At 45.4% G+C, this 14,055-nt stretch carries 13 protein-coding genes; 10 read left to right on the top strand and 3 right to left on the bottom strand.

Features of this window, described 5'->3' with window-relative positions:
- Positions 1 to 274: 274 nt before the first annotated feature.
- From V8G47_RS15335 to V8G47_RS15365, 7 genes are all read left to right on the top strand, one after another.
- Positions 275 to 1,099: an SDR family oxidoreductase gene (locus tag V8G47_RS15335; RefSeq protein ID WP_336200873.1), complete on the top strand. Its 825-nt coding sequence runs from the start codon at positions 275 to 277 to the stop codon at positions 1,097 to 1,099.
- A gap of 349 nt (positions 1,100 to 1,448) precedes the next feature.
- Positions 1,449 to 2,369, top strand: a complete 921-nt coding sequence (locus V8G47_RS15340) for a methyl-accepting chemotaxis protein (RefSeq protein ID WP_336200874.1) — start codon at positions 1,449 to 1,451, stop codon at positions 2,367 to 2,369.
- A 589-nt stretch (positions 2,370 to 2,958) separates the two neighbouring features.
- The gene (hflX, locus tag V8G47_RS15345; protein WP_336200875.1) at positions 2,959 to 4,224 is read left to right on the top strand and encodes a GTPase HflX; all 1,266 of its coding nucleotides are present in this window, start codon (positions 2,959 to 2,961) and stop codon (positions 4,222 to 4,224) included.
- A gap of 209 nt (positions 4,225 to 4,433) precedes the next feature.
- On the top strand, positions 4,434 to 4,910 hold the full coding sequence (locus V8G47_RS15350; protein ID WP_336200876.1) for a DUF2243 domain-containing protein: 477 nt from the start codon (positions 4,434 to 4,436) through the stop codon (positions 4,908 to 4,910).
- On the top strand, positions 4,900 to 5,739 hold the full coding sequence (locus tag V8G47_RS15355; RefSeq protein WP_336200877.1) for a cytochrome c oxidase assembly protein: 840 nt from the start codon (positions 4,900 to 4,902) through the stop codon (positions 5,737 to 5,739). The genes V8G47_RS15350 and V8G47_RS15355 overlap by 11 nt, the downstream gene beginning before the upstream one ends.
- A 151-nt stretch (positions 5,740 to 5,890) precedes the next feature.
- Positions 5,891 to 6,958 (top strand): carbohydrate-binding protein, encoded by a 1,068-nt coding sequence (locus tag V8G47_RS15360; protein WP_336200878.1) that lies wholly within the window; start codon positions 5,891 to 5,893, stop codon positions 6,956 to 6,958.
- 101 nt (positions 6,959 to 7,059) lie between these two features.
- A complete protein-coding gene (locus V8G47_RS15365) occupies positions 7,060 to 7,590 on the top strand; it encodes a GNAT family N-acetyltransferase (protein WP_336200879.1) in 531 nt (176 codons plus the stop codon).
- 24 nt (positions 7,591 to 7,614) lie between these two features.
- On the opposite strand, the gene V8G47_RS15370 is transcribed toward V8G47_RS15365, so the two are convergent.
- From V8G47_RS15370 to V8G47_RS15380, 3 genes are all read right to left on the bottom strand, one after another.
- On the bottom strand, positions 7,615 to 9,033 hold the full coding sequence (locus tag V8G47_RS15370) for an alanine/glycine:cation symporter family protein (protein ID WP_336200880.1): 1,419 nt from the start codon (positions 9,031 to 9,033) through the stop codon (positions 7,615 to 7,617).
- A 274-nt stretch (positions 9,034 to 9,307) separates the two neighbouring features.
- Positions 9,308 to 10,411, bottom strand: a complete 1,104-nt coding sequence (locus V8G47_RS15375) for a DUF1648 domain-containing protein (RefSeq protein WP_336200881.1) — start codon at positions 10,409 to 10,411, stop codon at positions 9,308 to 9,310.
- A 3-nt stretch (positions 10,412 to 10,414) separates the two neighbouring features.
- Positions 10,415 to 10,798, bottom strand: a complete 384-nt coding sequence (locus V8G47_RS15380; RefSeq protein WP_336200882.1) for a GntR family transcriptional regulator — start codon at positions 10,796 to 10,798, stop codon at positions 10,415 to 10,417.
- Between the two features lie 151 nt (positions 10,799 to 10,949).
- Here V8G47_RS15380 and V8G47_RS15385 point away from each other — a divergent pair, with 151 nt between their 5' ends.
- The 3 genes from V8G47_RS15385 (at position 10,950) to V8G47_RS15395 (ending at position 13,945) form a co-directional block, all read left to right on the top strand.
- Complete coding sequence (locus V8G47_RS15385; protein WP_336200883.1) at positions 10,950 to 11,459, top strand: DUF3916 domain-containing protein; 510 nt, start codon at positions 10,950 to 10,952, stop codon at positions 11,457 to 11,459.
- A gap of 122 nt (positions 11,460 to 11,581) precedes the next feature.
- Entirely contained in the window at positions 11,582 to 12,088 is a 507-nt protein-coding gene (locus tag V8G47_RS15390; RefSeq protein ID WP_336200884.1) for a GNAT family N-acetyltransferase, read from the top strand.
- 156 nt (positions 12,089 to 12,244) lie between these two features.
- A complete protein-coding gene (locus V8G47_RS15395; RefSeq protein WP_336200885.1) occupies positions 12,245 to 13,945 on the top strand; it encodes a transglutaminase domain-containing protein in 1,701 nt (566 codons plus the stop codon).
- Positions 13,946 to 14,055: the final 110 nt, after the last annotated feature.

The following is a 14,055-nucleotide window of genomic DNA, read 5'->3' on the forward strand; positions in this document are numbered from 1 at the left end:
TCCCTCACTTTTATGTAATATCTTCATTTTACAAGAAAACAGCGTATCTTTCTTCGATTTCTCGAAGAAAGATACGCTGTTTAGTAAATGAGGTACTTTTTCAGTGGCCTCAATTTTTTAGGGTCTTTTTCTTATTACAAGAGGGACGGACCTCCAAATGCCTTTGATTCGAGAATGAACCGGGGCTTACTGGAGGTCCGTCCCTCTTGTATGTTTACTATTTCACATATAGGGAAAATGTTGTTCATTAGATATTTCAAGGAGGGTTTAGTTTATGGGAAGATTGGATGATAAGGTTGCGGTGATTACCGGGGCCGCCACAGGGATCGGGGCAGCGACTGCCAAAGTGTTTGCCCATGAAGGTGCGACGGTGGTTTGTGCAGATATAAATGAAGAGGAAATGAATAAGACAGTCGATGGGATCAGAAGCGATGGTGGGAAGGCAGAAGCATTCCAACTTGATGTTTCAAGTGAGGAAAGTGTCACGTCGTTTGCTGAAAAGATAAAGGGGAAATTTGGTGTGATCGATGTCCTCTTTAACAACGCAGGGGTCGATGAACAGGGGGGGAAGGTGCATGAATATCCTGTCGAACTATTTGACCGGATCATCGCAGTCGATTTGCGAGGGACCTTTTTATGCAGCAAGTATCTAATCCCGCTTATGCTTGAAAACGGTGGATCCATTATCAATACGGCGTCCATGTCCGGCCAAGCGGCAGATCTTGACCGGTCCGGCTACAATGCGGCAAAGGGTGGCATCATCAACTTTACGAAGGCCATGGCCATTGATTATGCGCGACATGGCATCCGAGTGAATTCCCTTTCACCCGGAACAATCGAGACTCCCCTGATTGACGATCTTGTCGGGAGCAAACAGGATAAGATGGGAGAGGAATTCAGGGAGGCCAATAAGTGGATCACACCGATGGGCCGTTTGGGAAGACCGGAAGAAATGGCGACGGTTGCTCTATTCCTCGCATCGGACGACAGCTCCTACGTGACCGGTGAAGACATCACAGCAGACGGAGGCATCATGGCTTACACGTGGCCGGGGAAAATGCTGATCGAGGAAGAAGAGTGGAAGAAGGGTACAGAATAATAGTTTTGAGGGACGGACCTCCGATCTTACGGCAATCCTTTGCATCAAAGGATTGCATGTAGGATGGGGGTCTTTTTAAATTGAATATATTAATAGAAGAAAATTTATAAAATTCAGAGGATAATAGTTGTTAAATAGAGGTCTAACTAGTAGGATAGTCTTACAAATATATGAGTTGGAAGCAAGGATCATTCACTGATGAAATGGGCGCTGTTTGTGAATAGGAGCGAGTGGCGCAACCGGCCAGCACACTGCCAAGCTGAGAGCCTTCATAAAACGACTACTATCTCTTTGGTACATATTTGTCTTGTCTCTACTAATTTTTTTGAAAAAGAGGAAGTGTTGCGAAGTGCTGAAAACAAAATCAAGAAATAGTACTCAAGTGTTTAAGGAGTCTGCAATACTAGCAGCCATTGAAGAATCTCTTGCCATGATTGAATTCGATGGTAACGGAAATGTGCTCTGGGTGAACGGGAATTTTGCAAGGACGATGGAATATGATACAGAAGAAATGATTGGGATGCACCATCAGACATTTTGTACAAAGGAGTTTTCCGGCAGTCTGGATTATAAGAAGTTGTGGCGGGATTTAAGGAATGGGAAAAGCTTTCAGGAGAAAATTCAGCGGGTCACGAAGACCGGGAATCTTCTTTGGCTGGAGGCTACCTATACACCGGTATATAGTGAAGAAGGAAAGCTTGAAGGTGTTGTAAAGGTCGCGACTGATATTACGGAACGGGAAACAACGATTGGAAAGGTCGCTTCTGAATTACAGAAGATGTCTGAAGAGCTGAGTGAAAAAGCGGAGCAGGGGATTACGAGAAGTGAAGAAGCGGCTATTGCCACCGGGAAACTGGTAGAGGACTCAAATGAAAATATGAAAACCTTGGAGTCTCTTACTCTGCAGGCGCATTCCATCGGAAATATTGTCAAGACGATCAGGGAAATTGCGACTCAAACCAATCTTCTTGCACTGAATGCCGCCATTGAAGCGGCACGGGCAGGAGAACATGGAAGAGGATTCAATGTGGTAGCAGGTGAAGTGAGAAAGCTTGCGACGAGAGTCCAGGACTCCATTCAGGAAGTGAACGCCCATGTGGAAGGAATCACAGGCGAAATCAAAAAAATCAATGAAGGAACACTCCGGTCACAATCAGGTATCTCAAATAACCAGGGCCTCAACGAACAGGCCGTCCTGGCCTTCAAAGAAATCGGCAGTGCAGCCCGACGACTCGACCTCCAAGCACGGGACTTCAAAGATATCCTGTAAGGTTGAGGGACGGACCTCCAATTTCACCTCCTTCCGTTTGTGAATCAACCGGAAAAGGTGAAGGATTGGGGGCTTTTTTCTTTAGTGGGGTAATGCGGTGAGGGACGGACCTCTAAATATCCTTTACGGGACCGGTGATCAACGAATTTGGAGGTCCGTCCCTCAAACCATATCTTCCCATCCATCACGGGGTGTGGTAGAATGGGTGTAACTTATGAGAAATGGAGGTTTTCCTTTTGATTTTGATCAGACTACGCATCCGCAATTTGAACGCTTAATTGAATAAGTTCAAAGGCTCTGCCTGTGTGCAGGGTAAATGGGATTGGTCTGACTATTTTTAAAGGAATTCTTCATTTAACGTGAAATGAAGGAAGGGAGTGCGCATGGCACTTTCTTAAAAATAGAATTGAATACTTACCGAAAGGCGCTATCGTGTGTTTTTTAAAATGAAAAACACGCCGGGGGAAAATGCGGTCTTCTTCTTGTGCCATTGGTATATTCAAATCCATTTACAAAAAGCACAGGCGGAGGCCTGTGTTTTTTTCTGCACCATCATGACCAAAATAAACAAACAGGAAGTGACTATGTAATGGAAGAAAGATTAAAAGCTATCGCCATAGGCGTTAATACAAAGGATAAGAACAATGACTTTGAGTATTCGATCTTAGAGTTGAAAGGATTGGCAGATGCCAGGCAAATCGATGTCGTGGGGGAACTGACTCAGAATCTGCCCCGGCCGAATCACGTGCATTATATCGGAAAAGGGAAGATTGAAGAACTGTTGCCACTCATAGAAGAGTGGGAAGCGGATGTTCTTATTACAAACGATGAACTCGCGCCTTCTCAGATCCGGGTCCTCGAAGAAAAGCTTGATGTCCGGGTGATGGACAGAACGATGCTGATTCTGGATATCTTTGCAGAACGGGCCAAAACCCGCGAAGCCCAGCTGCAAGTCGAGGTGGCACAACTGCAATACATGCTTCCCCGTCTGGTTGGACGCCGGGAATCACTGGGCCGTCAAGGTGGCGGGTCCGGACTTGCCAACCGTGGAGCCGGTGAAACGAAGCTTGAGCTTGACCGCCGCCGGATTGAAGAAAAAATTACTGCCTTGAATAAAGAACTGGATTCCCTGGTTGACCTGAGAACCACGCAGCGAAAACAGCGCAAAAAGAGTGAAATCCCCGTCGTTTCCCTGGTCGGGTACACGAATGCGGGTAAATCGACGACTATGAATGCATTTGTCGAAACCTTTCATCCGAATGAGAACAAGCAGGTATTCGAGAAGGATATGTTATTTGCGACCCTGGAAACCTCGGTAAGGAACATCACCTTACCGGACAAAAAGGAATTTCTTCTGACAGATACGGTCGGGTTCGTAAACAAACTCCCCCATCAGCTGGTCAAGGCATTCCGTTCAACCCTTGAAGAGGTACTGGAAGCGGATCTCATCATACACGTGGTAGACTATTCTGATCCCCATCATGAAAAATTGATGAACGTGACTGATAAAACGCTTGAAGGCATTGGAGTAGGAGATATTCCGGTCATCTATGCCTTTAATAAAGCAGAGTTAGTGGAAGGAGAAGTTCCCAGAGTCGAAAAGGATCGAATTTATCTATCGGCCAAGAAGAGAATCGGGATGGACGAATTGCTCCATGTTGTGAAAAGCTATATTTTTAAAGATTACAAAAAGTGTCAGATGCTCATTCCATTTGATAAAGGTCATTTGATTTCTTATTTCAATGAACAAGGAAATGTAGTGGAAACGGAATATGAAGAATCAGGGACAAAATTGACCCTTGAGTGCAAGGTAAGTGACTTTGAGAAGTATCAACAGTATGTCATTCATGAGTAACATGGAAAGACAGGGCCTTTTTCTAATCGAAAGGTCCTGTTTTTTTACTTTTAATAATGCCAGGTACTTCACAGTTAACCTATCAAGAATAGGTTCAGACCGGCATTTCAATACATCAACTAAACACTTGGACCCGGTTAAGATAAAGTTTACCCACATACAGGAAAGGGTAGAGTGGCTAATAATTTACGAAGGAGGATGCTGTAACGATGATAGCAAACTACACAAAGACGTCTTCAACTCGGAATCTATGGGCCGGTATCTTATTTGGGATGGGGATCGTGGCATTTATCGATGAAGCTGTATTTCATCAGTTGCTTCATTGGCATCATTTTTATGACAAGGCCACCACATCGATCGGGCTCGTATCTGATGGTATTTTTCATGCATTTAGCTGGTTTGCTACTATCGGAGGTTTGTTTATGTTTGCTGACTTACGCCGTAAAAAAGGGCTGTGGAAGAAGAGATGGTGGGGAGGGATTTTGCTTGGAGCAGGAGGGTTTCAATTGTATGACGGAACAGTGCAGCATAAGCTGATGGGGCTTCATCAGATCCGTTATGTGGAGAATCTCCTTATGTATGACATGGTCTGGAATGCGAGTGCAGCTGCCATGATTCTCTTCGGGGTCATAATGGTTGTGAATACGAGATATAAAAGATATGAGAATACCGCAAATGCAAACTGATCATTCTATCTTAAACGTATCTCAAGGCGTGGGATTGAATTCTAATATTATTCTAGCCGTTCTTTTTATAGTTGCATTAGTACTGTACCTCCTTGCTGTGATAGTTTCCAATCGCAAACATAAACCATGGCCGATTTCCCGTACAATCTTATGGGTCATCGGTGTCGGCTGTGCATTGGTTGCTGTATCAGGACCGGTGGCTCAGCAGGCACATATGGAGTTTTCTTTTCATATGCTTGGTCATCTGCTTTTAGGAATGCTGGCCCCTCTTCTCCTGGTACTCGCTGCGCCGGTAACACTTACACTGCGGACGTTGCCAGTCACCCTTGCCAGGAGACTATCCAACATACTTAAAAGCCGCATGATGGGATTGGTAAGTGACCCCATTTTCACTGCTATCTTCAATATTGGAGGTCTATGGGTTCTTTATACCACCAGTTTGTACAAGGCAATGCATCACGATATACTCCTTTATTTATTCATCCACATCCACGTCTTCCTGGCTGGATATCTCTTTACAATTTCCATGATATATATTGATCCGGCTCCTCATAGAAGAGGATATATTTACAGAGGGATTGTATTGATCCTTGCCTTGAGCGGTCATGGCATTTTGTCTAAATACATATATGCCCATCCTCCGATCGGAATACCCCGTGATCAGGCACAGAGTGGAGGGATGCTTATGTATTATGGCGGTGATATGATTGATTTGATTCTGATCTTAATCTTTTGTTATCAGTGGTATAAGGCTGCCCGGCCGGGAATGAATATTAGCAAAAGCAAAGACAATAAAAATTTCGAAGAGCCACAGCCGTTTAAAGGCTAATTCCGGTCATAAGGGTAAAAGCACCCAGGTTTAGGGTGCTTTTTTCTTTATTGAAAAGTATACTTTCAACATTTACAAAAAAATCGTCAATCATTGTACATGCTCACCCATCTGGGCTTCTGCATACAGTAGGCTTGAGGAGGGATGCAGTATGTTTTTTCAACGACGCTATCCGGTTTATCCAACAGCGTATGAGTGTTACCCATTTGGAGCAGAAGTAAGAAACGATTATGAAGATATGTTTTTACCACATACTTATCAACAATACGTTCCATACAATGATTACTATCCGCAGAATCATCCTTATCAGGGATATATCCAAGAGCCTGTCTACACGGATCCATTTGACTCCCGGGCCAATTGGAGGGAATGGGAGGATCTTGGTGCACCGCCACGTGGGATGAAGGGTTCACCTGCCGTTGCATCCTGGCAGGCCAACCGGCTGGATACGTTTGTCAGGAGTGAAAACGACAGAATGTATCATAAATGGTGGGACGGATCCCGCTGGAGTGAATGGGAGGACCTCGGAGCTCCAAGGCGGGGGTTGAAGAGTTCGCCAGCTGCCGTATCGTGGGGCAGAAACAGGATTGACACCTTTGTCAGGGGGAACCGGGATATTCTTTTTCACAAATGGTGGGACGGCAGAAGCTGGAGTGAATGGGAAGACCTTGGAGGGCCTCCACGTGGCTTCAAGGGAAATCCGGCAGTGTCATCATGGTCAGCCAATCGGCTGGATGTGTTCGTCCAAGGATACGACAATAATCTCTGGCACAAATGGTGGGACGGCAGGAACTGGAGTCAATGGGAGAATCTCGGCGCTCCAAGGGGCGGCCTGAGGGATTCACCGGGTGCCGTATCCTGGGGACCAAATCGGATCGATTGCTTTATACGCGGGAACAATGACCGGATGTGGCATAAGTGGTGGAACGGTTCCAGATGGAGTAATTGGGAAGATCTCGGATCGCCGCCTCGTGGATTCGAAGGGGCTCCGGCAGCATCTTCATGGGCAACCAATCGAATCGACACCTTCGTACGGGGAGACAACAATAATATGTGGCACAAATGGTGGAACGGTTCCCGTTGGAGCAACTGGGAGGATCTTGGTGCACCACGTGGGGGCGTGCGTTCATCACCTGGAGTCGTTTCCTGGGGACCCAACCGGGTGGATGCCTTTGCCAGAGGAAGAAATGACCATATGTGGCATAAGTGGTATGCCTGATGAATGGAACCATCCCTGTGTGTGAAGAGGGATGGTTTTTTTATGCCTGAAAATTAAGATTATGTTATGATTTGGTAAAACAAGGAAGGGTGCGGTTTGCCATGGGAGAAGAGATTCTAGATATCAGACTAGCGAAAAAGGAAGATCTTGAAGAAGTGTTGGAGTTATTGGTGAATGCAGCAGGCTGGTTACTTACAAAAGGAACGAAGCAGTGGGATTATTACCTTACTGATCTTGAAGGAAACAAAGAAGAAGTCATCGCTTCCATTGAAAATGAATCAACCTATATCGTAGAACACGAGGGGAAGGCGATTGCCACCCTGACACTTGAATCGGCACCGAATGAGTGGGATATGGATATTTGGGGAGAGGAAGCAGGGGATGATGTTGCATACTTACATAGATTGGCGGTTCACAGAGATTTTGCGGGGAAAGGGATTGGGGCAAGCCTACTGGATTGGGCTGAAAATGCTATGAGAACGTCCGGTAAAAAAAGCATCCGCTTCGATTGCATCGCAGACAATGAGGGGCTGAACCGCTATTACCAAAAACGGTATCCGTTAAAGGAAGTCATCGATATCCATGGCCGTCATTGTAAATATGAAGTTCCACTAATGAAAAACCAGGTGTGAGACGTATCACACCTGGTTTTTAGTTTAACTGGCTTTTCTTTTAGGTTGAGCTTCCATCATCGGCATGTATTCGTTGAAATAATGATTTGTCTCCGAAACGATGACTTTATAGAGTAATAGTAAGGCAATCAGGTTCGGAATCATCATCAAGGCATTGGACATGTCGGCAAAGGCCCAAACCAGGTCTAAATTCGCGACTGCCCCGAGTCCGGTGGCAAAAATGTAAATAAGCCTGTAGGAGTTGGCAAATCGATAATTCGTAATATATTCGAAGCATTTCTCTCCATACATGTACCATCCGACGATCGTCGAGAATCCGAAGAAGATGACGGAGAAGGCTACGATATACTCTCCAACCACACCAAGGGCATGTCCAAACGCGGCGCTCGTCAATGCCCCGCCGTCAAGAGTCGGGGCGTGCTCGACCCCTGAAATCGCACCGCCTGTCGGATCCCAGAAACCTGTGATCAAGAGAACGAGACCGGTCATCGTACACACGACGATCGTGACGATGAATGTTCCTGTCATGGCGACAAGAGCCTGCTTGACCGGATGATCCGTTTTTGCATTACCGGCAATCAGTGCTGCCGTTCCAAGACCTGCTTCGTTTGAGAAGATTCCTCTTGATACCCCGCTGCGAATGGCTTCTGAAATAATGATCCCTGTAAATCCACCTGCAGCTGCCACAGGATTGAATGCGTAGAAGAAAATCATTTTAAACGCTGGAATGATCATATCGTAATTTAAGACGATAATCAGAAGTGAACCACCGATGTACAGGAACGCCATGACCGGAACAAAGAAGGAAGCGACGGTACTGATCCGCTGAATCCCTCCGAAGATGATCAATCCTGTCAGGACGGCGAGAATGATACCCGTTGTCAGATTGTTAATGTGGAAGCTTGTGTCCATGACATCGGCAATCGTATTCGACTGTACGCTGTTCCCGATTCCGAGAGCGGCGAAAGCACCGAATAACGCGAATGCGACGGCCAGCCACTTCCACTTGCTGCCGAGCCCCTTTTCTACATAATACATAGGACCGCCGGAGTATTCTCCGTTTTTATTTTTTACACGGTATTTCATGGCAAGCAGGGCTTCTGCGTATTTCGTTGCCATCCCGAGCAGGCCGACGATCCACATCCAGAAGATCGCCCCGGGTCCCCCGATGGTCAGAGCCGTTGCCACTCCGGCAATGTTCCCATTTCCAATCGTTGCAGATAAAGCCGTCATCAGCGTCTTGAAGTTACTGATATCCCCCTCTGATTGATCAGAGGATGCAGAAGGCTTCTCCTTCGTGAAAGCAAGTTTAAAAGCATACAGCAGTTTACGGAACTGAAGTCCTTTCAGCATAAATGTCAGGAATAGACCCGTACCGAATAATAGTACTAAACTTGGTGTCCCCCATAAGAATGAATTAATCTTGTCCAGCACATCTAACATAGAATCCTCCTTGTCATCTCGTGTTGTAAACGTTTTCTTTGTGAGTTTCCATCTACTATTTATATAGTATTCCGAACAATCTGTCCATAACAATTGTCGAATTTCCAGAGATTGAGCCTTTTTTAGTAGGGACGGACCTCGGTTTACGGTGAATAATGGAAGTGTCCAGTAGGAAGACAAATCGTGGAAACCGCATAAAGAAAGGGACGGATCTCTAATCAGCAGGACGTTTGCGTCACGTCTTGGCTTGATTTTCGAGGTCCGTCCCTCTACATCATAGGAGTGTCACGATCAGTATGACTAGGAGTGGTCCGATGAGGACGATGTATCCCAAGGGTCTTGCGAAGTTCAGGGTCCAGCCTACTCCGAAGCGTTTTTCTACGAAGATGGAAGGGTCTTCGGGATTGAAGTAGAAGAGGCCGCCTTTCCAGTATTGATCGTCGTCAGCGTTGATCACATCATCGGAGCTTTCATCGATGATTTCAACATCCAGGTCTGAGTCCTTTTTCCCCACTTTAATGGCGAGTATGACTGTCCCAATCAGGACAAGTGCAGAGAAGGCAAGTGGCATCGTGATGATCAGCAGGTCACTGACGCTGCTTTCGTACAAAGTGGTGAACTGCAGGAACGTAAACAGCATGGACACCAGGATGGAAATGAAGAACAATAGCCAGCTCGTGTACTTCCGCAGGCGCAGCTGACGGACGCGGGATGACTTGACATTCCCTGCGCTCAGCTTGATGCCGGAGTTTCTTGTGAGTTCATTGATCCCGAGGAACATGGCATTCATCACCAGTAGCACGAGAGGAAGGGTTAAAGAGGAAAGATACGTTTTCCCGGTGAAAGCATCGGGCTTACCATCCGGTCCCCAGTGGGTAGGAATCTGGTCCGGGAGGCTGGCGTAATTTAATAAAGTAAACACCACCAACCCGACTGTAATGACCATGGGTACGACATACACGATCCATGGGAGCATTTCATCCTTCGTTCTGAGGTTCAACTCAGAAACGCGAACCTGTTTTCGGTCCTTGAACCACTGCTCTCGCTTTTTCATTTGCGTCACTTTCATATGAAAATAAAAATAAAGGGCCATCGAGATTAGTAAGATGACAAAGGGCATAAACAATCCCGCAAATATGAGGTGATTTTCCGTGAGGGTGTTCATTGATGCCCAGATGAAATAGGTGGCCAACACGATGATTGAGACAAACAGTGTCAGGATGGCATAAAGTTTTTTATAATGTCGAAGTCGGGCATTCTTTACCTCATCAACAGGAATGGTTACACCGAACACCACCGTTCGTTTCACAATGAAAGGTACCGCCATTTGAAGTGCTGCCAGAAAGCCTACAATGACGAAAATAAGTGTCATTTCCATTTTTTAATCCCCCTTAACGTTTGAAATGATGGACGCGACAAATTCGGCAATCTCTTCTTCGCTCATGCCGGCGACCAGTGATTCGACTAAAATCGGCCGTAATGCTTCTGAAATCCGATTCAACCTTTGCGGTGGAATCGTTCCTTCGGAAGGTGAACAAATAACGGCACCCGACTTCGGAACAATCCTGATCACTCCTTTGCTTTCCAATTCATGATAGCTTTTATTTACGGTATGCATGTTCACACCAAGGTCACCTGCAAGACTCCTTACAGAAGGAAGGATATCCCCTGGAAGCAATTCGCTTCTGACAATCCCTTCCATGATCCCGTTTGTTACCTGAGCATAAATCGGAGTATCAGACTGAGGTTCAATTTGGATAAACAAAGTGTCACCTCCTAGTTTTGTTATATGTTAAGTATAACAGAATTGTTCTAGTATGTGTATAACAAAAATGCGGAAATTCCAAAAAAAGTTAGAGGCTTGGATGATATCCCGTTATACTTTGATTATAGAAATGATGGAGGAGAGGGAACAGGTGAGAAATAAAAAAATCCGCGGGGTGAAAAGAAGGAAGGATTCCATGGTTAAGAGGATTGAAGAGGCAACGGTATATTTTCCTGAGCAATTTATACATGGATACTGGCATTTACCATTGCCGGCTGGCAGAGATTTTATTACCTCCAGCAAAACCCCGTTCAAAATAAAACGATTATGCGTACAAACATTGCTTGATAGAGGTGAACGTCTGTACAAATTAAAAACCGAGAAAGAAATTCATACAAGGGTCATTGTAGTGATTGATCCTTCAGATTTATGGAACTCCAACATCATCGTTTTTAATCAAGAAGATGCTTTCAAGGCTTTTTTTGATCGGAACTTCGTGGACCAGAAATGGAAACCGCAGATAATGAACGGGAAGTTATTGAAAGAATGGAATATTAAGATTTCAAGGAATTTAGAGGCCATATGCTATTTGGAAAGGATCATGGACGAAGATATAGGCTATAGAGAGAGGGAAATTTGGTTTTTTGGGGAAATTACATAAAAAAATAGTAGTTTAAAGGTTCCAGTTTGTTATGAAGTTTAACAGGTATGTTGCTGAAATGAAATTTGTAATCTTTAATCTTTAGTAAAGATAATAATAGAATCGCGGGGGAAGGTGCCATAATGAATAAAGACCTGGAAATTAAAGAACTGACAACCATAGAAGAGCATATAGGTGAGCTTTCTCACCTTTTAAGGACAGTCGTGGACGACGGGGCGTCCATAGGTTTTTTGTCCCCAATGGATCCCTTTACTGCGGTGGAGTTCTGGGAGCATGCACTGCGTCCCCATGTGATCCTTTATATAGCATGGGCCGGGGAAGCCATTGCAGGAACGGTGCAGCTTCATCTTTGCACCAAGCAAAACGGTATTCACAGAGCCGAAATCGCCAAAATGATGGTCCACCCCGCGTACCGTCAAAAAGGCATCGCTAAAAAACTCATGCAAACCGCAGAGAAAAGAGCGAAAGTAGAGGGACGGACCTTGCTCATTCTCGATACAGTAGAAGAAGCTCCTTCTAATCATTTGTACACCTCCCTAGGGTTCGTAAAGGGAGGAAGGATACCAGATTACGCCACCTCGCCTTACGGGGAACTAGAGGCGACCATCATTTATTATAAGCACATTTAGAAATGAAAGAGGGACGGACCTCAAAACTGACCTGTATTTAACTGAAGTTCTCACCAGTAAAGGTCCGTCCCTCAAATGAATAGTAAAATAGAATCAGAAACTAATATCTGTCTGGTTCGTATGTGTAGGTAGCAAAGAAGTTTTGAGGAGGAAGACATGAGGGAGAAACGTTCGTTTTTGTTTTTAGTTCTGTGTTTGTTGAGCAGTTTCCTGTTTGTGACGGGATGCAGTGACTCGAGTGCCAGCAGCGAGGGGAAAAAAGCCGATAAAAGAGAAGAAGATCCGTATGAAAAAGAAGTAAAGAAAATGAATGATGAAATAGTAGAAGAAGAACCTCTGCAACTTACATCCTACAGCGAGGAAATCGGCGTGACAATCGATGAGCCGATATATAAAGAATTCGCTGCAAATGGAAAGGTGAGCGTGAAGGGGGAAATCGAAAAGTATCAAGATCTGAAATCGGACTTTGCCTGGATAAAGGTCAGGGCGAATGAAGAAGGGCCTGGAGGAAGGCAACTCGAATATTACACACCGATCGAAGACGGCAAGTTCAAACAGGATATCCATTTTTTCAATGGGGAAGGTGAGTATAGCGTTTCTGTGCAGCTCCCGAGCAAGGACCGTGAAAATTACTACTATGATACGGCGTCTTTTACCGTCCATAATGTGAATCCTGAGATCAATAGGGATGTGACCCTGACGCCATTCGGTCAGGAGGCGGAACTGTCATTAAGTACGAAATCCAGCTATGTCAAAGGCAACGAGGTATTTTCTTTAAAAGGAGAGGCTGCCAGTCTTTCAGATGAAGATACGATCATGCTCAGACTAAAGAAGGATTCAGAAAATTGGAAGCAAGTCATCCCCGTGAAGGATGGGGAATTTAATTATGATGTTCCCTTGTTTTACGGAAAAGGGGTTCACGAGCTTGAAGTACTGGTTCCGGATGGAGACCGTGAAAATTACTACCAGACGGCGACCACTCTTCTTATTGATAACGAGTCCGACCGGGTGATGAGCCCGATTGAGTATGCGGATACGTATCGTGAGCGGGGAGTGACCCTCGAATCTCCTCAATTTGGGGGAGAGGAGTCGGATGGCCAATACAGGATTAAAGGAAGCATCGATCCGGAAGCAGAATTCGGCCCGGAAACGACGCATATTTATATCACCACCAAAAAAGGGGGGGACGAAGCGTTGGATGTCATCCCTGTTGAAGATTTCACCTTTGATGATTCGTTTTACCTGCGATTTGGGCCAGGAACGTATGAAGTGACCCTCAGTGTACCTGAAATCAAGGAAGAGAACAGTGATTACTTCAGGTTTTTCGGCTTTGCGAAGTTCGAAGTGGAATCCACAGGTGAAGACAAGCGGGATCTCCTGCCTTCACGCGGTGTTCAGTCGGACTCCCCTGAAATCAAGAAGCAGTCAGAAACCGTCACTTCAGGAAAATCAAGTGACAGAGACAAGGCAAAAGCCATCTATGATTATGTGGCAAAGAATGTCTCGTATGATGTTAAAAAGTATGAAAACGACGATTTCAACTGGGATGACAGTGCATTGAAAACACTGAAAACCAAAACCGGCGTGTGCCAGGATTATGCGTATCTCGCGATTGCCATGCTTCGTGCCAGCGATATTGAGGCGAGATTCGTGGAAGGCAGGGCAGGCGGCATTTTCCCAGGAAGGCATGCCTGGGTGGAAGCGAATCTTGATGGGGAATGGGTGACCCTGGATCCGACATGGGGATCCGGTTACCTGAATGACGGTAAGTTCGTCCCTGCATTCAATGAAGATTATTTCGACCCGGATATGAATGAATTTAAGAAGACGCATACACGGACGGGTGTGTCGTATTAGGAAGATGGAACCAGCTCTCTTTTAGGAGACCTGGTTCTTTTTTTAGGGTTACGGGAAATTACTAGCTGTATTGTGAATGAAAGCCATAAATAGTACACTTAGACTAGAAG

This window comes from Rossellomorea sp. LJF3, from assembly GCF_037046045.1.
Taxonomy (GTDB): domain Bacteria; phylum Bacillota; class Bacilli; order Bacillales; family Bacillaceae_B; genus Rossellomorea.